At 51.4% G+C, this 21,356-nt stretch carries 19 protein-coding genes and 2 pseudogenes; all 21 read right to left on the bottom strand.

The annotated features are described in order from the left end of the window. Positions 1-12 precede the first annotated feature (12 nt). The gene (locus tag ACPRTJ_RS17595) at positions 13-1,221 is read right to left on the bottom strand and encodes a glycosyltransferase WbuB (RefSeq protein ID WP_426427150.1); all 1,209 of its coding nucleotides are present in this window, start codon (positions 1,219-1,221) and stop codon (positions 13-15) included. Further along, positions 1,221-2,198, bottom strand: a complete 978-nt coding sequence (gene fcl, locus ACPRTJ_RS17590) for a GDP-L-fucose synthase (RefSeq protein WP_426427149.1) — start codon at positions 2,196-2,198, stop codon at positions 1,221-1,223. Before fcl ends, ACPRTJ_RS17595 begins: the two co-directional genes overlap by 1 nt. Positions 2,199-2,200: 2 nt before the next feature. After that, the gene (gene gmd, locus ACPRTJ_RS17585) at positions 2,201-3,319 is read right to left on the bottom strand and encodes a GDP-mannose 4,6-dehydratase (RefSeq protein ID WP_213606094.1); all 1,119 of its coding nucleotides are present in this window, start codon (positions 3,317-3,319) and stop codon (positions 2,201-2,203) included. Next, the gene (locus tag ACPRTJ_RS17580) at positions 3,316-4,185 is read right to left on the bottom strand and encodes a hypothetical protein (protein ID WP_153002480.1); all 870 of its coding nucleotides are present in this window, start codon (positions 4,183-4,185) and stop codon (positions 3,316-3,318) included. Before ACPRTJ_RS17580 ends, gmd begins: the two co-directional genes overlap by 4 nt. Before the next feature lie 90 nt (positions 4,186-4,275). Then, a pseudogene (locus ACPRTJ_RS17575) lies at positions 4,276-4,740 on the bottom strand (acyltransferase); the annotation flags it as partial. A 361-nt stretch (positions 4,741-5,101) separates the two neighbouring features. Then, entirely contained in the window at positions 5,102-6,013 is a 912-nt protein-coding gene (locus tag ACPRTJ_RS17570) for a hypothetical protein (RefSeq protein ID WP_426427148.1), read from the bottom strand. After that, a complete protein-coding gene (locus ACPRTJ_RS17565) occupies positions 6,000-7,271 on the bottom strand; it encodes an oligosaccharide flippase family protein (protein ID WP_213606098.1) in 1,272 nt (423 codons plus the stop codon). The genes ACPRTJ_RS17570 and ACPRTJ_RS17565 overlap by 14 nt, the downstream gene beginning before the upstream one ends. Positions 7,272-7,273: 2 nt before the next feature. Then, on the bottom strand, positions 7,274-9,529 hold the full coding sequence (locus ACPRTJ_RS17560) for an N-acetylneuraminate synthase family protein (RefSeq protein WP_426427147.1): 2,256 nt from the start codon (positions 9,527-9,529) through the stop codon (positions 7,274-7,276). A gap of 2 nt (positions 9,530-9,531) precedes the next feature. Continuing rightward, on the bottom strand, positions 9,532-10,218 hold the full coding sequence (locus tag ACPRTJ_RS17555; RefSeq protein ID WP_058541040.1) for a cytidylyltransferase domain-containing protein: 687 nt from the start codon (positions 10,216-10,218) through the stop codon (positions 9,532-9,534). A 177-nt stretch (positions 10,219-10,395) separates the two neighbouring features. Next, a complete protein-coding gene (gene rfaH, locus ACPRTJ_RS17550) occupies positions 10,396-10,884 on the bottom strand; it encodes a transcription/translation regulatory transformer protein RfaH (RefSeq protein ID WP_081315143.1) in 489 nt (162 codons plus the stop codon). A 405-nt stretch (positions 10,885-11,289) separates the two neighbouring features. Next, a complete protein-coding gene (locus ACPRTJ_RS17545) occupies positions 11,290-12,633 on the bottom strand; it encodes a Wzz/FepE/Etk N-terminal domain-containing protein (RefSeq protein WP_229590027.1) in 1,344 nt (447 codons plus the stop codon). 182 nt (positions 12,634-12,815) lie between these two features. After that, positions 12,816-13,886, bottom strand: a complete 1,071-nt coding sequence (locus ACPRTJ_RS17540; protein WP_100634474.1) for an LPS O-antigen chain length determinant protein WzzB — start codon at positions 13,884-13,886, stop codon at positions 12,816-12,818. A gap of 348 nt (positions 13,887-14,234) precedes the next feature. Beyond that, a complete protein-coding gene (locus tag ACPRTJ_RS17535) occupies positions 14,235-14,498 on the bottom strand; it encodes an MBL fold metallo-hydrolase RNA specificity domain-containing protein (RefSeq protein ID WP_229590026.1) in 264 nt (87 codons plus the stop codon). Positions 14,499-14,519: 21 nt separating this feature from the next. After that, positions 14,520-14,768 (bottom strand): annotated as a pseudogene (locus tag ACPRTJ_RS17530) (MBL fold metallo-hydrolase); the annotation flags it as partial. A gap of 53 nt (positions 14,769-14,821) precedes the next feature. Continuing rightward, positions 14,822-15,289 carry a hypothetical protein gene (locus tag ACPRTJ_RS17525; RefSeq protein ID WP_338053196.1) on the bottom strand — a complete coding sequence of 156 codons (468 nt, stop codon included), beginning with the start codon at positions 15,287-15,289 and terminating at the stop codon, positions 14,822-14,824. A 66-nt stretch (positions 15,290-15,355) separates the two neighbouring features. Then, entirely contained in the window at positions 15,356-15,580 is a 225-nt protein-coding gene (locus ACPRTJ_RS17520) for a hypothetical protein (protein ID WP_338053197.1), read from the bottom strand. 144 nt (positions 15,581-15,724) lie between these two features. Continuing rightward, positions 15,725-15,967: a lipopolysaccharide assembly protein LapA domain-containing protein gene (locus ACPRTJ_RS17515; RefSeq protein ID WP_426427146.1), complete on the bottom strand. Its 243-nt coding sequence runs from the start codon at positions 15,965-15,967 to the stop codon at positions 15,725-15,727. Between the two features lie 24 nt (positions 15,968-15,991). Beyond that, positions 15,992-16,285 carry an integration host factor subunit beta gene (gene ihfB / locus ACPRTJ_RS17510; protein WP_043862681.1) on the bottom strand — a complete coding sequence of 98 codons (294 nt, stop codon included), beginning with the start codon at positions 16,283-16,285 and terminating at the stop codon, positions 15,992-15,994. A gap of 316 nt (positions 16,286-16,601) precedes the next feature. Continuing rightward, positions 16,602-18,278, bottom strand: coding sequence for a 30S ribosomal protein S1 (rpsA, locus tag ACPRTJ_RS17505; protein WP_043862680.1), 1,677 nt, complete (start codon positions 18,276-18,278; stop codon positions 16,602-16,604). Positions 18,279-18,402: 124 nt separating this feature from the next. Continuing rightward, positions 18,403-19,020, bottom strand: a complete 618-nt coding sequence (gene cmk / locus ACPRTJ_RS17500; protein ID WP_231390748.1) for a (d)CMP kinase — start codon at positions 19,018-19,020, stop codon at positions 18,403-18,405. A 65-nt stretch (positions 19,021-19,085) separates the two neighbouring features. Then, a complete protein-coding gene (locus ACPRTJ_RS17495) occupies positions 19,086-21,323 on the bottom strand; it encodes a bifunctional prephenate dehydrogenase/3-phosphoshikimate 1-carboxyvinyltransferase (protein ID WP_043862678.1) in 2,238 nt (745 codons plus the stop codon). Positions 21,324-21,356 lie beyond the last annotated feature (33 nt).

Raw genomic sequence — 21,356 nt, 5'->3', positions numbered from 1 at the left:
CAAGAAAGAAAATTAAACCTCATCGATAAACCGAGCCAGAATCCGATCCTTGTCGAGAAAATCATGGGCGTATGCTGTAGCAATCAGGTTAGGCAAGGGCATAGTCAGGCAACCCTCAATCCCCCTAAGCAATGCCTCGACAGACTCGGGCTCTACCCGTTCTGCAATGCCTGGATGGTCCAGACACAACAAGCCCAGACTGGTCTCAGGGTCTGCGGTTATTACTGCATTGCCGCCTACTGCAAGGATGTTGGTCAGTTTTGATGGCAGTACCGCATCTGCAGCCCCGCGTTTCTGAATGACCAAATGGCAATCGGCGCTGGCGAGCAGCGCGGGCAAGTCCTCATAGGGTTGCAAAGGTGCAAAGACCACATTCGACAGTTGCTTCGATGCTGCCAACGCTTGCAATCGGGCCTTACCTGCGCCTTCGCCAACGATCAGGAACACAAGCTCTGCCCGGCCCTTAAGGCGATCCGCAGCTTCGATTACACTTTCCAGCCCCTGCTTTTCGCCTATGTTACCGGAGTAAAGCAGCACCTTCTTGGCTGGATCAATGCCCAGCCGCGCAAGCAATGCATCATTACGCGCAACATTGGCAAACCGTGCGGTTTCAGACCAGTTCGGAAAAAAACGCAACTGCTCAACGCTGACACCTTTGCTTTGGGCGCGCCGCAGCATGGCCGCAGAAATGCTTGAAACACGGTCAAATGCACGCAAAATGAGCCGTTCTGCACCATAAGCAATACGTTTTAACACGCCGCTGTTGGCAATCCCCAGACCAAACAATGCATCGACTTCAAAATCCTGAATGTGCAGAACGGACTTAGCGCCCGTCAGCTTAGCCAGCAGGAGCGTCTGAGGTGCACAAAATAGCGTCGGGACCACCAAAATGACCAGCTCTGGCTTCCACCTCAGCTGTGCCAGCATTGCCAACGAAGATGAGATAGAAAAACTTGCCAGGTGCAACAAGCGCGTTAGTGCCGCCGGTTTAGCCGGCACATAGAGCGGGCACCGGTAAATACTGACGCCCTCCTCTTGAGTACATTTGAAACGCCAGGACGAAAACGCAGGCCATACTTTCCAATCCGGATAGTACGGTGGTGCGGTAACAACCCGCACCTCATGGCCTTGCTCAGCAAGCCAGCGGGCCATTTCTCCGCTGTATTTACCGATTCCAGTCAGCTCTGGGCTGTAATTGATGCCATAAAGCAGAATTTTCATCAGTGAGCCCGAGCGTTTTGCACATTGTCGACGTACCACTGATAGGCACTCTGCAAGCCTTGTTCAAGGCCAATACTGGCTGTCCAGCCCAACGCGGCCAAACGCGAAACGTCCATCAGTTTGCGCGGAGCACCGTCAGGCTTCGTCGCATCGAACCTCAGCTTGCCCTGAAATCCGGTTACTTTGGCAACCGTGTTCGCCAACTCAGCAATCGTGCAATCGACGCCCGTACCAACGTTGATGTGAGAAAGCATTGGCTGTGTGTGTGCCTGATGTAGCTGGGGCTCGAGCTCCATGACATGCACGCAGGCAGCAGCCATATCGTCGACATGCAGAAATTCGCGCATTGGCTTGCCACTGCCCCAGATCACAACCTCGGTATCACCTCGCTGAGTAGCCTCGTGGAAGCGACGCAGTAACGCTGGAATAACATGGCTGTTTTCAGGGTGATAATTATCGTGCGGGCCATAGAGGTTAGTTGGCATCACACTACGATAATCGCGGCCATGTTGACGGTTGTAGCTTTCACAGAGCTTGATACCAGCAATTTTGGCCAATGCATAAGGCTCGTTCGTTGGTTCAAGCACACCTGTCAGCAACGCGGCCTCCGTCATAGGCTGCACTGCCAGCTTTGGATAGATGCAGGAAGAACCGAGAAATAGCAGCCTTTGAACACCACTCAGGTGGGCAGCTTGGATGATGTTGGCCTCAAGCATCAGGTTGTCAAAAATAAAATCGGCCGGATAGGTGTTATTCGCATGAATACCACCCACTTTGGCTGCGGCAAGATAAACCTGGTCAATGGCATGAGTTTGGAAAAATTGCCGAACCGCCGCCTGGTCGAGCAAATCCAACTCATCGCGCGTTGCGGTGAGGATGTTCGAGTAGCCAAGCGTCTTGAGCCTGCGAACGATGGCTGAGCCAACCATTCCACGATGGCCGGCCACAAAAATCGACTGCTCCAGATTACGGGCCACAATCAGTTCTCCACAGAAACAGGCAAGTCATGACCATGGGACTTCAGAAGCGCATGGCGCTGAGCTGCTTTCAAGTCCTCGCGCACCATCTCTTCGCACATTTGCTGTACGGTAATTTCCGGTACCCACCCCAATTTTTCTTTAGCCTTGGTTGGATCGCCCAACAAGGTTTCCACCTCTGCAGGCCGGAAATAACGTGCATCCACACGCACAACGACATCACCTACCTTCAGTGCCGGCGCCTTGTCACCTTCAATGTGTTCTACAATCGCATGCTCTTCGACGCCTTTACCTTCAAAGCGCAGCGTAAGACCTAGCTCAGCAGCCGACCACCGCACGAACTCACGCACCGAATATTGCACGCCGGTTGCAATTACGAAGTCTTCAGGTTGTTCTTGCTGCAACATCATCCATTGCATGCGGACGTAGTCCTTGGCATGACCCCAGTCACGTAGGGCATCCATATTACCGAGGAACAAACACTTTTCCAGGCCTTGGGCGATGTTCGCCAAGGCGCGTGTAATCTTACGTGTTACGAATGTTTCACCACGACGTGGCGACTCATGGTTGAACAAAATGCCGTTGCAGGCATACATACCATAAGCTTCACGATAGTTTACTGTAATCCAGTAGGCATAAAGCTTGGCTACCGCATAAGGGGAGCGAGGGTAGAACGGTGTCGTTTCCTTTTGAGGAGTCTCTTGCACCAGTCCATAGAGCTCAGACGTCGACGCTTGATAGAAACGTGTTTTTCTTTCCAGGCCCAACAAACGAATAGCTTCAAGAATACGCAGTGTCCCCATGGCATCAACGTCTGCGGTGTACTCCGGGGACTCAAAACTCACTGCAACATGGGACTGTGCCCCCAAGTTGTATACCTCATCAGGCTGTACTTCCTGAATAATACGGGTGAGGTTAGAAGAGTCACTCAAATCGCCATAATGCAAAACAAAATTGCGATTATCTACGTGCGGATCCTGATAAATATGGTCAACACGCTGAGTATTAAAAGACGAAGCACGGCGCTTAATACCATGCACTTCATAGCCTTTCTCCAAGAGAAACTCAGCCAAGTAAGAGCCATCTTGCCCTGTAACACCGGTAATAAGTGCCTTTTTCATTTTTCCGCCTTAAAAATATCATTTTTATTGAGTGGGACATACTCAATAAAATCAAGCCAACCATATTTAGAGGTATGCTTTATAACCCTACCCGCCTTACGAAACAAATCATCATAATACGAATACTGAAGAAATACATTTTTTGCATTATCTAAATGCTTAATAATACCATCTTTCCAATTTTCGCCTGACGTAGCATTCTTCCTAGGATCTTGATCTGGAGAATAGAAATTCTCAACAACACCACCATAATCTTTAAGAATATTATGATCACAGCCAAGCAGAAAAACCCTCGAGTACCCCATATAATACAAAACAGGCAAAACCATTACAGGGCTAGTTTGAGGAGCCAATACTGGAGAGGTAATATCTACAACAGAGTTAGACAAAGGTGACTTTTCAAGACAAAGATAAAAAATCTCTCGCCCCTTGAATATTCCATATTGCTCAACCATCGATCTAGTCTGAAGACCTAAAACTATCGCAGTACTCGCCGGCAATTCATTATCAGCTCGCTGCATCCATGAAATATACTCTTGCAATATTAAAGGTTCATGATAAGGAGCAAAAAAGTGAAATTTCGGAGACAGCAAATTTACCTGAGAATGGAGAAAAAAATTGCTTACACTAAAACAATCTTGTCCTGCTAAAAAACTCAAATCAACGCCTTTCAAACTAGGGCCTGTTGCCAATATAAATGCATCCTTCCCCAAGGCAGAGTTTTTCAAAGCACTATTATGCTGCAACAATGCCTTTTGGCCATTCAAAAAAAACCTAAATCGAACAGCTAATCTCAAAACAAATGGAATAAAAGCCAAAGGCACATACGCCTGAATGATGTAATAAACTTTTTTCTGAAAACTCATTTATCACTCCAAGTCTTCAACCAGATGACCATAGCTATTAATTTCTGAAATCGACCTAACATGAGCAGTTCGATCCTCATCATCCCCAAAACGATACTTAATCACTCTTGCGGGCACTCCCGCGACTATAGCAAAGGCGGGAACATCATGAGTCACAACACTTTTTGACGCGACAATTGCACCCAACCCAATCGTAACCCCCGCCATGATTTGTGCGTCCTGCCCAATCCAAACGTCATCCTCAATAATAGTTTCTTTTAAAACCTGTCTTCCGGAAAAGCAAATTGGAGTACCAACACAATTGAACTCATGATCGGACCCAATAATAGAAACTCCCGGCGCCATCAAAAGAAAGCGCCCCGCACGAACTCTCGGATAAATCGTACACCCCGCACCGACAAAACCAAAATCACCCAACTCAAAATCTTTCGCTATATAGCGCTGTTTAGGAACAACCCAACTTCTAACAGAAACATTACTCCATCCGTAGCGCTTCTTCCTAAACCACATCACAGATTCACGGAGCGTTATAAAAATCGCTTTATTTTTCTTCACAAATTTTCTTAAAGAGACCATAACGCCACTCACCTATGACTAGACTTAACTAAAAGACTACCAACGAGACAACCAAGAAAAACATAAAGATAACTGTAGCTAAGATTTGGAGAAACTGAAAGTATGAGAACAAAGCAGCTTAGCAAAATCCACTTGCCGTCAGAAAAACAAAAAAAAGAAAACAAAATCCCCAAGGTACCGACACACCCCAACTGTAAAATCAAGTTTGTAACAAACGGAAAGTTGTAAACTTCCGAAAAAGCGTACCCAAACAAAAGCGCATTCACACTAAGATCCGAAAGCGCTGTAACCATCAACTGCCTAACAGCTATCGACTCTAACCCCTGGGTATAAATCATAACTAAACATCATAAGAAAAAAACTGGAGAAGGAAGGCAACAACTACAAAAACAAAACAACTAAGCTCAATACTACTTTTTCTTATCGAAGACCAAAAAATAAAGAAAAACGAAAAAACAAAAACAAACATTGTCATCATGGAAATAGTAGTCGCAAATAAAAAAAAGCACATCAGCGCCAACGAAACCCTAGAGAAAAAACTAACTCGAATATCGTTCCTCGATGCAATATAATAGTACGAAAATACAGCCCCAAAAATTACAACCGCCATAAATGAAGGCTCAGAAAAACCTCCGGGAAACCGATAAAAACCTAAACGATTGCTTACTCCGCCATCAAATTGACTCGCAGTAGCCCCAATCATAAAAATATTGGCAAAAGAATCTAACACCCCGAAAAAATAAAGTACCATATAAAAAGCCTGAAAGCACACAGCTGAAAACACCACTGATCGCGAAAATTTTAGAGCACTTGATACACTCAACTTTGATATATAAAAGGATAGAAGAAACCCCAGAACCACAACCGAGAAAAATTTTAAACCTAGCATCCCAAAAAAATCTCGCCGCACATACGACGCATCACCAAAAGTCAAGTTAGGATCACTACGACCTTCAAGATTAGTTATGTGCGCAAAAAAATCTCCAACCTCATTCAATTGGCTTTGTATAAAAAAAGGCAGCATAACTGATAGAAAAAAACTCGACCAAAAAATCAAAAGCCTTCCGCTAATCAGAAGCTTCTTGCTTAAAGTCAAACATATAAAAAAATCAAGGAACAATAGAGCTAGCAAGAGACGATATGCGTCAATAAAAAAGCCATTCAGACTTATACCAACCTGAGGCAAAATTAACATCAAAGCCACAAGCCAGACTGGCAGCACTTTTTTTTCTCTGTAGTTATTTATTTCCAAGAAATATCAACCTCAAATAAGTACGCCCAGAAGCAGAGAAAAAATTAGAAACAAGCAATGAAGAAACCGAAGTCAATAACACACAGGCAACCCCACCATACAAGCCATAAAAATATATAAGTGGCACACCAAATAGCACACTAACAGCAAAACCCAAAATAGACCCCAACAGGATATTACCAGGCTCATCTACAATAGTAAAAAACGAGGATCTAAGCCCAAATAGAAAAACCGGAAATAGCGAGACAGCTAACCAAGACAACAACTCAATCAACCTAAGGGAAAATAATCCAGTAAAAATATGTGGCAAAAACTGATAATAAACCCTAAGAGCCAGCACAACTAAAAACACCACCCCCGCAACTAATAAAAACGAGTATGATATCTTTTTGATCATTACAAAAAAATTTTGACGATCGACATCATAAAGCCGAACAAGCCTTGGATAAAAAAACATATTAAGGGAAATAACAACAACAACTGACGCTTCAACCAGCCTAGCAGCTATCATGTAATCGCCATACTCAGCAGCTTCAGCAAACCAATTAAGCAGCAACTGATCAATTTTGCTATAACAAAGAAAAAGCAAAAAAGCAAAAAAAACAAAAGACGAACCAGATACTATTTTCTTAACGGCTTCTTTAACACGACGACTTTCAGCCGACTTAGAACCAAAGCATTTAAAAAAACTTAAACTATATATTAGTATTACAACCCCCCACTCTAGCGCCTGAACAAAAACCAAAGTCTCTACATCTACAGAAACCTCAAACATTAAAAAGAATGCAACCAACACGGTAACAACTATCATAGAAAACATTCTAACCAAAGCTTGAAATAACAACCGTTCCTCAGCACGCAGCAAAAGTTCAAATATATCAATAGATCGAAAAAATTGAAGCACCACTAAGAGCGAAAGGACGGGATAAAATCTCCCCGAAAAATAAAGAATAGCTATTGAAAGTAAAACAATTATCCCCGTCCAACCTGCTCGTAACAAACACAATCGCCGCAGAACAAATATCGCTTGCTCTGGGCGACCGACAAACTCTTTAATGGCGTAGGCATCAATGGAAAACTTAGACACACCGTAAACAAATGCCGCCACAACAACATAAAATGCAAAGTTCGAGAACTGCTCGACACTAAGCAAATGCTGCGCAGCGACCAAAAATCCAAAGCTATACAGCAATCGATAAAAGTTTTCGATGTATGTAAATGCAAGCCCTGAATATTTCCTAATAGATACCTTAGGCATGATTAGAGAGTTACACTTTCCAAAAAATCCAATGCCAACCAAAAACCCTCACCGCCGTTTTTATGCCCCTGCCAAACTTCAGGAATAAACTGAACACCTGGGTTCTTTTCTGCAAGCAATTTAGACAGCGCAGTAAAATCAACATCACCCTTACCAATCTCAATGCCTTCACCGTCAACGCCTTTGGCATCAACAATATGCATGTGGACATTATATGGAGCTATGATTTCTACGAACTTCATGAGATCCCAACCATAGTAATTGCAGGACATCATTGAGTGAGAAACGTCCAAGCAAATCTTAATCTCAGGATTTTCTTCACAGAATGCTCTTATTTCCTCAGCGCAGACAAACAGATTATGGTAGCTCTGACCGCCAAAATGCCACGGATAAGGAGGCATGGTCTGCACAGCGATCTGAACACCGCTCAAGTCCATACAGTTGAACGCATCAGCAATCTTCTTATACATTGCCGGCTTCAGCGCTGGATCAATAAACCCTTTATTATCCCAACCACCCGCATTAACTACAATTACCGGCCGATCAGTTTTCGGGAAAATATTCTTTAGTTCACGGGTAATGCCAACCACTCGCTCGAGTTCTCGAATTGAGTGCTGGCGATATTCCTCATCATCGGCGCATAGATCAAGAATATGGTCACCGGCAAACAGCTCAGGGCTATGTACTGCAAAGCCAAGCGGCTCCTGGCCATCGAAGAAATCGCTCAGGTTCACTTCAAGGTCTTTGTAAGACAAGTGAAACTCGACAAAATCGAGGTTAGAGTCCGTCACGATTTTGCGATAATCGTGGTATCGAACTGGTACACCAAACGGGCGATCAAATTTATAATCCGCGCGTTTCTGCACTACGCCATTAATATCTGAGTCGTAAAAGAAACCACCGGCATCAATATCACGGTTGGCAACCTTGCCGACCAGTTCATCAATACGGTTTGGTTGAATACCTTGGCCAGGGCTCTTGATAGCCACCATTGACCGCGTGATGATAGCGCCCTGCTTGATGGGCGTATTTGCAACTAAGCTCTTCGCCAAGTTTTCCCGGTTCATGAGTTCGCCTTGTGTAATTTCTCTTGGCAACTCGTCTGATCCCAGCCCCTCTTCGACATTGCGAATCTGCCGTACCATCTCAGCAAACTCATCAGGCAGAAGACTGACTTTATGGTCAGTTCCCTCCAACCCCTGATCAACCGTCAAATGTTTTTCAATAACACAAGCACCTAATGCAATAGATGCGATAGGAACGCATATTCCACGCTCATGCCCAGAGTACCCAACGAGTTTTCCGGTAATTTTCTTCAACCGACTCAGGTACTTCAGGTTTACGTCTTTGTACGGTGTCGGGTACGTAGAGTTGCAATGCAACAGTACATAATCCGCACCGAGGCGATCTAGAAACGCAACGGTACTTTTAATTTCACTTTCGCTGGACATGCCAGTTGAGCACAAAAATGGTTTGCCCGTTTTAGCAATTGCTTCCAGCAACTCGTAGTTGGTGAAGTCCGCCGAGGCTACCTTGTAAGCAGGCATGCCATAGGCTTCCAGTGCTGCCAGTGAGTCATGGTCCCACGGTGTGCACAGTGGAAGTACATTCTTTTCTTTACAGTAATCAAAAACCTCGTAGAGCGCTTCGTTACTCAGCTGGAATTTCTCCAGCAGATCCATCGTATACTGTGCCCCCAAATCCACCGAGGCATCGTTGCTGTTACCTTCATTCTTGTAAAGCTGCTTGACGTTACGCATTTGGAATTTTGCGCAGTCCACGCCTGAAGCAACAGCGTGATCAACTAGTTGCTTAGCCAGTTTAATATCGCCTTGATGGTTGTTCCCTATCTCGGCAATGATAAAAGACGGCGACTTCTCGGAGATTTCACGAGAACCAATATAGAAGCCTTCAGACTTCTGAAATGCCAACTGCACCAGATGGCCTGCCTCATCAACAACAGGCAGGCAATCAACACCGCTGTGAAACAAAGAATTATAGGTGCTCTTCTCTTCACCTAGCACAACACGCTTGCATGCGGTGTTCATGATGCTATGTGCCGGCACGTTAAGGTCAATTTCAGTATTGTTGGTCAACCAGCGACGAACGTCTCCGTCAGAAATACTACCCATTAGGACTGCATGCTCTGAAACAACAAATGCAATTCTAGACTTGTTTTCATTAATTTTTTTTAAAACATCAACTAGGGAATCCTCAGAAAAAACAATATATTTCTGAGTGCTTTTTGTAATATACATATTTAATTCCCTTCCAACGCGGACATGATGCTTTCGCAAACGTTAAAATCTACCAAGGAGTCAATTTCATAGGACTCCTCTTCTGGTGTTATGTACATGCCGACCTTGCCACAAAGCCGGTTGCGCGTGCTAACCAGGTCATCCCAGCGGGTAATATAAAATGACCCTGTTTCCATGTATCTTCTATCAGACTCAGGAATATCCTGCCGACGAGGACGTTTCATGAAATCGTATGATGCTTCAGGCGCAGATGGATTTTTCCAGAAAAAACGATGGGACGGCGTAACCGTCAACAAGCTATTGAAATGCTCCGCTTCAAAAAACCGGATGGCATCGTCGAAACGCCCCGCTGCTCGAATGGGCGATGTTGCCTGCACCAGCAAAAAATTATCAAACTTCTCGCCACGGGCACTTAGCCACTCGCAATAGTGCAGCATTGCGCTTTCAGTTGTAGCAGTATCACCCGAGATGTCAGCAGGCCTCATGTATGGCACTTCGGCACCGTACTGACGAGCACAGGCGGCGATTTCAGGGCAATCGGTAGACACAACAATCTTGTCAATCAAGCTAGCGCCTTTCGCCTGCTCAATACTCCATGCGAGGAGCGGCTTGCCAGCTATCAATTTGACATTCTTGCCAGGAACCCCTTTAGAGCCGCCACGGGCGGGTATAAATGCAACCGTTGTCATCCGAGATACTCACTAAATCATCATATTCATCAGGATTGGAACGCTGGAGACACTGCCTACCTAGATGCGCGATGCAGAAACCATAATTTAGGCACGCTACCGCCCCAGGATTTTTCGTCTGTTTCCTGAAAACGTTGCCACACCATTTCTAGCTCCAGCCTTCTGGCCAGATGCAACTCAATACGCTGAAACACTCGCCAACGGTAAACTCACCTGCTGCTGGCGGCTCAAAAGGTCAATCAACAACACGACACGCTCTTCTCCATCCATTGCCATGAATATGGCATCAAGCGCTGAAAAACTGCCTTCTATGATCCGAACATTTTCGCCTATTTGGACATTCGCAAAACTATGACCCCCTGCTTGCTCTTGAAGGCGGGCAACCAGTTCATCCCCAACGGCCAGCGGCCGGCCTCCAAAACTGACAACACGGCTAACACCACGCGTTGAACGCAAAGGTGCCCAAGAAGACTCATCCGCCATTTGAATGAACAGATAGCCAGGGAACAATGACTCAGCCACTGTATGACGCTTTCCACGGCTAATACGTTCGCGGGTACAGATTGGGCGAGCACAGACATAGCCTTGACGTGCCAAATTTTCTTCTGCCCTTTCGTCCTGGCGCGGCTTGCAATGCACCAGATACCAATTTTTTTGAGGAATCATGCAGTACCGTTTTTAGGCAGTGAATCAACACCGATAAACTCGATCCCGTTCAAGCTGCATACGCTCGTTGGATGATGCTGTATGACATCAAAATAACAGCGTCGCGACAGGCTTCTTCAGGCAAGGCTCAACCAAACCGCCTCAAACCTCTGCGGCATTGGTGGCATTCATCCCTTACCGTGGCACATCTCGACCCATCAAAAAGACATGTCAGCATAACAGAAGCGTGAGCGCGCTTGGACTGCCGGTGGCTACTCTGACCAAGCCCTATTGCCTCACGCCAGCGTCACTTCATCCAAGACATACCAGAAAACAAAGCTCCATACCACCAAACCGGTGCGTCTGATCTGAAATCACCACGCTAAGATGCCGCTCATACTCCTAATAATTCAACCATGCGGCGCATTATCGCAACGGGCTATCTGGCTGGATGGCAGCCCCGGTCATTTGAGACAATGCTGCAGGGCTGGAACGGAGTAGGTGCATATGGCGAACCACCAACAAATGGCGGAGGACAGCCATCAAAACGCCTAGCAAGCAACCCACTACCATCCCCAATGCAATGATCAGAGCTTTCTTGGGCTTGACTGGATCGGCTGGCTCGACTGCGAGCCGGTCAACATAAACCAGACTCAATCCACGCATATCGGTGCTGATACTCGACAAGCGCACACGCTCAGCTTTAAGTGGCGCGATATCACTCAAAAACACTTCTTCATTTGTCCGCTGGTTGAGCACCTCAACCTCGCGGTTTGTGTTCAACAACAAGAGTTCCTTGCGAATTTGCGCTACCCGCGGGTCGGCAAAATCGTCAGACGTACGTTGACGCAAAGCTTTACGCTCTGCTTCGAGGGCGTCGGTGCCCATGAAGTACAGGGGGATTTGCTGGTTGTTGACTTCGGTTCGAATGATATTGCTGCCCAACTCACCTTCACTGGCCATGGACGATGGCGTTGACGGCTTTTTCAGGCCGAGCGAACGCGCAATACTGATGGCTTCATCCAATTGGGCGATGCGGTCTTCACGGCGTACTTTTAGCTGCACGCGCAGCGCCTTGAGCTCGTCCTGCAGCTGCGCACGCTTGAGGTTATCGGCCTCCAGCAAGGTCGCAATCTTGCCTTCTTTCGCGGCATAATAGGCAGCACGGGCGGCGTTCAGCTTGGTGTCCACTTCGCTCAAGCGGTTACTGATGATGACCTTCAGGTCGTCAGCGATCTGTTTACGTTCATTTTCAATGGCGTATTGAACAAACCCATTGAGAATTTCATCACCCTCTACCCCTTTGGGGTAGCGCATCTCCAAGCCGATATAGGCGCTCAGCAGGTCGGCCTTTTGGGGGGCTGGCTGTACCAGCTTGAGTGAGTCGCGGTTGAACTCGTCAAACACCTGCTCGGGCGACTGCCCTGGCCTGCCAAACGCGTCAAACAGTTTGGGGTTGGCGCGAAAGTAGCTGAGGCGCGTGTCGTAGGAGTCCAGCGCTGCACCTACTCGCACCAAGGCCTTGCCAGGCGGCAGGGAATAGACCTCGGTACGGTTCAAGGCATCCAGGTCATTGAGGGCTGCAGGGCGCAGCAGCGTGCTCACTTCATATTCAGGTGTGGCCAAAAACGCATATGCGCCAGCAATGGCACCCATGACCAACGCCGTAGCCGCAATCAGCTTTTTTTGCTTCCAGATGGACTGCATCATTGCAAAAAGGTCAATTTCATCATCGACGACAACGGAAGGTACGCGGGTAATACTGTTCACGCCAAATGCCTGTCTGATTGAGTTGAACTGACTCGCCCAAGACAGGCATAAAACGTCCATCGTCATCGCTGCCGACTACGATTCTCGAACACTCCCTGTCGTCAGACGACGCAAGGCGGCATTGTGACAGCTTCTGTAAAAGCGGACCACCCTTGAAACCCAGTAACGCTAACGACTCTCGTTCAGGTTCCCGCCAATGAGGAGGGCCTCTGCCTGAGCGCTTGCCGGAACAAGTGGCGCATCAAGGCCAACCCCACACCCACCACAACACCTGCAACCAGGCCGAGCAGCACAATCAGTAGCTTCTTGGGTTTTACCGGCTTGTCTGGCAGCTCTACCACACCGTCCTGCCGGTAAGCCGCAACCAACGCAGGGTCGATGCTCAGGTTGCGATAAAACGTCAAGGCAGCCTGTTGCTGGCGAAGATTCTGAATAAACGGGTCATCGGACTGGCGCTTCTGCAGGTTTTCAATTTCTGCCTCCAGTGCCTTGCTGCCACGCATGTAGGTCAGCGAACCTTCCATACCCGAAGATACTTCAGTAGAGAGGTTACCGAAAATGATCGGCGGCTTTTCCAGGCCAATGGACTTTGCAACCAGAAGCGCCTCTTTCAATTGCACGATGTCATCTTCGCGTTGCTTGCGCGAGGTTTCCTGCGCGGTCAGGATTTGCCGCTGCAGGTTGTTGGCCTTCACCGTGGCATCGCTTTTGATGTTCTTGAGCACTTCCTGCTTGGCGCGCTCTCCTGCCAACTGGGCATACTTCGTCACCCATTCGGCAGCCTGCTGCGGGCTGTAAACGTTCGCGGTAATGGCAAAGCGCGTCGGAGTGTCCTTGGCGGCGACCGCCACAACCAGCAGCTTGTTGAAATCACTGTACAAGAGGTCCTGAGAACTTTTGCGCTCCTGCTCTGTGAGCGTAGGAAGGTAGGCGGTCTGGAAAAAGCTACGGCGCAGCGACTCGGACTGCAGGTGCTTCACGTAGACATCGTAGATATCCTTGACCGTAAGCGTGTCTAGCCCGGTGTCGGGGCCGCGCCCATAGTTGAAGTGTGCGATGTCATTCTGCGTCGGGGGCTGGACGAATACCTTGGCCTCATAAGCAGGCCTTGCCAGAAGCGCATAGGCAAGGGCTGACAGAAAAATCACGGCGGTCGTGACCATAATCAGCATTTTCTGCTGCCATAAGCCTTTGATCAGCTCAATTAGGTCGATGTCATCGGATGCGATCAAGCGTTCGCAGTCTTGGGCCATTTATTCTTTTTTCCTGGATCCACATTGTAAATGAGTTGTGATATCAACTCCTAAAACGTTTAGGGTACTCGCGAGCTGAAAATGACAGGAATATGGCAATAAGCCATGACTTGTAGAACTGCCTTTTACCTTGCTTGTTTCTGACCTTAGCGCTCGGTTTTATCTCCTGGTACCACAGTAAGGCCCCGCTATTTTGCGCGCTATTTACAACTGTTCCATGTCAGAAAAATATAGATAAATACGACTCGCCAGATGAAGTGAAGTTCATTTCAACTGGCTGCCGATCGTCAAAAGAACTGCATATCATTAATGATAATATCTAGCAGTAACGCTAGTCACCTTGGGACTTTATGCGGGTATTTCCACCGAAAGTGCCTTTCTTTGCTCGTAATGGCACGCCAATGCGGCCTTGGCCCCCTTCTCTCCGTGAACCAACAGCACCCTTTCAGGCCACTGTTGTATTCCGGTGACGAAATCCACTAGGCCTTTTTGGTCGGCGTGGGCCGAATTGATTTCGTACATCTCTCCATCAAGGTCAATCATCGCAAAGCCTTCGACGCCCTCGCTGGCCTGAATGTTCGCGCCCGGAGCGCCCCCAGCCTGATAGCCCACGAATAGCACTTGATACCGCGGGACGCCGAGTATGGCCTTGAGGTAGTTGTTGATTCGCCCGCCTGAGCAAATACCGTTGCCTGCAATGACGATAGCAGGCCTGCCGGTGCTCGCCAGGTAGTTGACGGTTTTCTGGTGCTGAACATGGCTGTCGAAGGTGATCAGTTGCCTGAAGCGCGTAGGTTTTCGCCCCTTGCTATGGCGTTGTTCGGCCTTATCGTTCCAGAAGTCGTTGAGTTCACGGTAGGCCTGGGTGAATCGGCTGGCCAGCGGCGAGTCAAGGTGATGGGCATGTGGCCAGTCGATGTACAGCCCTTACGGCGCTACCGCTCGCCCGTGCAAGGCTCGGCAGGCAGTAGCGCCTTGCGATGGAGGATGTCTTCGATTTCGTAGAGCAGTTCTTGGGTACGGCCGGCACTGAATGCCGGAATGAGGAAGGTGCCATGGTCAGCCAAGGCCTGATCTGTTGCCTGCTCGAGCCGTTGCTGGCGGTGAGTGTGGTCTTCATGCAGGCGGTCGCCGTAGGTAATTTCCAGCACCAGGATGTCGGCGCGCTCTGGCGATTTAGGCGGATGCAACAACGGTGTGTCGATATCACACTCGATGCAAGCAGCCCCCTGCACATGCCCCGCACGCTGAAGGCAGATATTGCAGAGCAGCTCCGGGGAACTGATGAGCGCATGCCATTGGTCGTAAGCCACGGCAATGATGGCTTCCTCTACGTGCTTGAGGTAGTGGTCTACCGTGTTCTGGTCAAGGGTAACGCCGAGTTTGAAAGTATCTTCCAACACCAGCGGCAACTGCCTGGCAGAAGGCTGGCTGCAGATGATCGGGCCATTGAAACCCGGGGCGAGCAGTTAGGGAATACACCCTACATGGTCGATGTGAACATGGCTGATCAACAGGGCCTCGATGCCCTCGACCGGGAAGTCGACTTCAAGGCTGGCGGCAGGGCTCGGCTTGTCACCCTGAAACAGGTCGCAATGGATCAGCAGGCTGTGGGCAACATTAAGATGAAGCTGGTGACAGGAGCCGGTTACGCCTTGGGTGGCGCCGCGGTGTGTAATAGCGGGAAAAACCATACGAGCCCGTTCCATGCGTGTTTATGGAGCGCTATTACTCCACAGAATCGTGCGGGCACGTTGCCAGAATCTGAGGGGACAGTTGTAGGAAAAGCCCTATTTTTAGTGCTCTCCATTACTCCGCTAGCTGAAATCGGGCTGACCTCAGACACTGGAGCGGCGAACACGGCCTTTGACGCGCAGGGCAATGTACATTCCCAACAGTGGGCCTACAGCGAGCCCCATCAATAGCGCAACCAGCACAATCACCGCAACGGGCAACGCCGGCGCAGCCCACCCAAACAGCACCAATTCCACCGACTGCTGGTTCTCCAGCACAAACAGCAGCACCACCGCCGCAACGGCCAGCACCACCAGCGCCAGCACTACACGCTTGAGGTTACGCATGACTTGCTCCTTGCTCAGCGGCCATCATGCGCCCTCCTCCTCATCGTTGACCCGATCACGCAACTCTTTACCGGGCTTGAAATGCGGCACGAACTTGCCGTCCAGACTCACCGACTGCCCCGTCTTCGGGTTACGACCCAGGCGCGGCGCCCGGTAATGCAGCGAGAAGCTGCCAAAGCCGCGGATCTCGATTCGATCCCCTGTAGCCAGGCACTGGGACATCTGCTCAAGCATGGTCTTGATGGCCAGCTCCACATCCTTCGATGAAAGCAGCCCTTGATGGGTGACAATACGTTCGATCAGCTCCGACTTCGTCATATTTTTCCCTTCTTTATCAAGCAGCTAGATCATTGCTTACTCTGTTTGTAGCACGCCCTAGCTGATTTGAACAGGGTGGTTCTTGACTTAATAAAATTTTCAAGATTTGCGCACAAGGGTGACAACTGAGTGCCGCTGCCCGCAGGTGAGGCGGGGCAAGGGATTGGCGCATTTACTTCGCCCTGACGTGGACGAATCCGCCCTGGCGGAACACAGGAAGGCATGGGACCCCCTGCAGACTCATCGGCAAACAGACATGAATCGCAGGCACAAAAAAGGGCGACCGAAGTCGCCCTTTTTAATGATCAAGCAGAACTCAGTTCTGTTTGGCCATTGCTTCGCGCAGCAGTGCAGCCATGGTGGTATCGGCGGCAGCTTCCGGAGCGGCTTTCAGGCTCTGGATTGCTTCTTTCTCTTCAGCATCGTCTTTCGACTTGATGGAGAGGTTGATTACGCGGCTCTTGCGGTCAACGCTGATGATCTTGGCTTCAACTTCTTCGCCTTCCTTCAGGACGTTACGCGCGTCTTCAACGCGGTCACGGCTGATTTCGGAAGCTTTCAGAGTGGCTTCGATATCGTCGGCCAGGGTGATGATAGCGCCCTTGGCGTCAACTTCTTTAACGATACCTTTTACGATAGCGCCTTTGTCGTTGACAGCAACGTAGTTGGAGAACGGATCGTCTTCCAGCTGCTTGATACCCAGGGAGATACGCTCGCGCTCTGGGTCAACCGACAGGATGACGGTGTCCAGCTCGTCGCCCTTCTTGAAGCGACGTACGGCTTCTTCGCCCACTTCGTTCCAGGAGATGTCGGACAGGTGAACCAGACCGTCGATGCCGCCGTCCAGACCAATGAAGATACCGAAATCGGTGATCGACTTGATGGTGCCGGAGATCTTGTCGCCCTTGTTGAACTGGCCAGAGAAGTCTTCCCATGGGTTCGACTTGCACTGCTTGATGCCCAGGGAGATACGACGACGCTCTTCGTCGATGTCCAGAACCATGACTTCCACTTCGTCGCCGACTTGTACGACTTTCGAAGGGTGGATGTTCTTGTTGGTCCAGTCCATTTCGGAAACGTGTACCAGGCCTTCCACGCCTTCTTCCAGCTCTGCGAAGCAGCCGTAGTCGGTCAGGTTGGTGACGCGCGCCATGACGCGGGTGCTTTCTGGGTAACGTGCCTTGATAGCAACCCATGGGTCTTCGCCCAGTTGCTTCAGGCCCAGCGAAACGCGGTTACGCTCACGATCGTACTTCAGTACCTTGACGTCGATCTCGTCGCCAACGTTGACGATTTCCGACGGGTGCTTGATACGCTTCCAGGCCATGTCGGTGATGTGCAGCAGGCCATCAACGCCGCCCAGGTCAACGAATGCGCCGTAGTCGGTGAGGTTCTTGACGATACCTTTGACTTGCTGGCCTTCCTGCAGCGATTCCAGCAGAGCTTCGCGCTCGGCGCTGTTTTCGGCTTCCAGGACACTGCGACGGGAAACGACAACGTTGTTGCGCTTCTGGTCCAGCTTGATGACCTTGAATTCCAGCTCTTTGCCTTCGAGGTGGGTGGTGTCGCGCACTGGGCGGACATCAACCAGGGAGCCCGGCAGGAACGCACGGATACCGTTAACGTCGACAGTGAAGCCGCCTTTAACCTTACCGTTGATAACGCCCTTGACCACTTCTTCGGCGGCGAAAGCTGCTTCCAGAACAATCCAGCACTCGGCGCGCTTGGCTTTTTCACGGGACAGCTTGGTTTCGCCAAAGCCGTCTTCGACCGCGTCCAGCGCAACGTGAACTTCGTCACCGACCTTGATGGTCAGCTCGCCAGCTTCGTTGTAGAACTGCTCGAGCGGGATGACGCCCTCGGACTTCAGACCGGCGTGGACAGTAACCCAGTCACCGTCGATATCGACAACGATACCGGTGATGATCGCACCTGGTTGAAGGTTGAGGGTTTTCAGGCTTTCTTCAAAGAGTTCTGCAAAGCTTTCGCTCATTTTAATTCCTGTAGATTAGGGCGAGACATACGCCCATCAGCCACATTCCAGACAATGTGGGTTTCGTTCATATAAAGGGAAAGCCTGCAGGACGTTGACTGGTGCCCCTGCATGCCGCCCTGTATCAGGCGATATCGCGAAGTGCGATCTCGCTTCTGATGCGTTGCAACACCTGTTCGATGGACAATTCCGTGGAATCCAGCTGGATTGCATCGGCCGCCGGCTTGAGCGGGGCCACTGCGCGCTGGGTGTCGCGCTCATCACGCGCACGTATCTCATCTAGCAGACTCGACAGACTAACATCATCGCCCTTGCCCTTCAACTGCAAGTAACGACGACGCGCCCGCTCCTCGGCGCTGGCCGTGAGGAAAATCTTCAAGGGCGCGTCTGGAAACACCACCGTCCCCATGTCGCGCCCATCGGCGATCAGGCCGGGAGACTCCTGAAACGCCCGCTGGCGCTGCAGCAGCGCATCACGCACCGCCGGCAGCGATGCCACCATCGATGCGCCAGCGCCCACGGTTTCGGTACGGATCACATTGCTCACATCATCCCCCTCGAGGATGATCTGCTGCAACTTGCCCGGCTCGGCGGCGATGAATTGCACGTCCAGATGGGCGGCCAGCTTGACCAGCAGTTCTTCATTGGTCAGGTCGACACCGTGGTTGCCGGCGGCGAATGCCAGGAGGCGGTACAGAGCCCCGGAATCCAGCAGCTTCCAGCCCAGCTCGCGGGCCAGCATGCCGGCAACGGTACCCTTGCCAGAACCGCTAGGCCCGTCGATGGTGATGACCGGTGCCAGCGCGTTCACGACTTGCCCTCTTCAGCTACGCGGATGCCGACTTCGGCACACAGCGCGAGGAAGTTGGGGAACGAGGTGGCGACGTTGGCACAGTCATGGATGCGAATCGGCGCGCAAGCGCGCAGCGAGGCGACGCTGAAGGCCATGGAGATACGGTGATCGCCATGCCCATGCACTTCGCCACCACCGATGCTGCCGCCGTCGATGATGATGCCGTCCGGGGTAGGTTCGCACTTCACGCCCAGCGCCAGCAGGCCGTCGGCCATGACCTGGATGCGATCCGACTCCTTCACCCGCAGCTCTTCGGCGCCGCGCAGCACGGTACGCCCTTCGGCACAGGCCGCAGCCACGAACAGCACCGGGAACTCGTCGATCGCCAGGGGCACCAGGTGCTCCGGAATCTCGATACCCTTGAGCCTGGCGCCGCGCACTCGCAGGTCGGCCACCGGCTCGCCGCCGACTTCACGCTGGTTTTCCAGGGTGATATCGCCGCCCATCAGCTGCAGAATGTCGATGACACCAGTGCGGGTCGGGTTGATGCCGACGTGCTCCAGTACCAGCTCCGAACCCTCGGCAATCGAGGCCGCGACCAGGAAGAAGGCCGCCGAGGAGATATCGGCCGGCACCTCGATGTGGGTGGCGGTCAGCTTGCCACCGGACTCCAGCGAGGCGGTAGGGCCATCGACGCTCACGCTGTAGCCAAAACCGCGCAGCATGCGCTCGGTATGGTCACGGGTAGGCGCAGGCTCGGTGACGGTAGTCTTGCCCTGGGCATACAGGCCGGCCAGCAACAGGCAGGATTTGACCTGGGCACTGGCCATCGGCAGTTTGTAATCCAGCGCCTTGAGCGTATGGCCACCGCGGATGGTCATCGGCGGGCGGCCCTCGGCGGCGGTCTCGATGACCGCACCCATTTCGCGCAGCGGGTTGGCCACACGGTTCATCGGGCGCTTGGACAGCGAAGCATCGCCGGTCAGCACGGTGTCGAACGGCTGCGCGGCCAGCAGGCCGGACAGCAGGCGCATCGAGGTACCCGAGTTGCCCAGGTAGATCGGGCCAGGCGGCGGCTTGAGGCCATTGAGCCCCACCCCGTGAATGGTCACGCGACCATGGTGCGGGCCTTCGATGACCACGCCCATGTCGCGGAACGCCTGCAGGGTCGCCAGCGCATCCTCACCCTCGAGGAAGCCTTCCACCTCGGTGGTGCCTTCGGCCAGGGAGCCGAGCATGATCGAGCGGTGGGAAATCGATTTGTCGCCTGGTACGCGAATACGGCCGGACAGGCGGCCACCAGGTTGTGCCAGGAAAATCAGGTCGTTGGAGTTCATAGCGTCCACATAGGCCCGACGGGCCAGGATTTTACTGAAATGCTCGCGGGCAACCCGGGCGCGGGTGAAAACGCCCAGCAGCTGGTGCCCATCCCCTGCATCGACCGCGTCGCGCAAGGCGTCGAGGTCGCTGCGAAATGTATCCAGTGTGCGCAGGACAGCCTCGCGATTGGCGAGGAAGATGTCATGCCACATGACCGGGTCGCTTCCGGCGATTCTTGTGAAATCGCGGAACCCACCGGCAGCGTAACGGAAGATATCGAGGTTTTCATTGCGCTTGGCCAGCGAATCGACCAGGCCGAAAGCCAGCAGATGCGGCAGATGACTGGTTGCCGCCAGCACTTCGTCGTGGCGCTCCACCTGCATGTGCTCGACATCGGCATCCAGCGCACGCCACAGGCGATCGACCAGCGCCAGGGCGGCCGGGTCGGTTTCTGCCAGCGGCGTGAGAATCACCTTGTGACGACGGAACAGGGCGGCATTGGAGGCCTCCACCCCACTCTGCTCGGAGCCCGCGATCGGATGGCCAGGTACGAAACGCGGCAGTTTCTCGGCAAAGGCTTCGCGCGCAGCACGCACCACGTTGCCCTTGGCGCTGCCCACATCAGTCAGCACCGCCGCACCCAGGTCCAGCTGCGCCAGGCGCGCCAGGAGCTTTTCCATGGCCAGGATCGGCACCGCCAGCTGGATCACGTCAGCCCCGACACAGGCCGCAGCCAGGTCCTCTTCACAACGGTCGACCACACCCAGCTCGACCGCCAGCTTGCGCGACTGCGGGTCCAGGTCGACACCGACCACCTCGCGGCACAGGCCACTTTCGCGCAGGCCCTTGGCGAACGAGCCGCCAATCAGGCCCAGGCCCACCACCACCAGCCGGCCAATGACGGGCCCGCCTTGCTTTACGACTTCAACCACGGAGCAGGACCCTGTTCAGAACATCACGCATTG

Source organism: Pseudomonas palmensis (assembly GCF_049942755.1).
GTDB lineage: Bacteria > Pseudomonadota > Gammaproteobacteria > Pseudomonadales > Pseudomonadaceae > Aquipseudomonas > Aquipseudomonas palmensis.
Note: the sequence above shows the minus strand (reverse complement) of the source record. Positions and strands in the feature narration are given on the sequence as shown.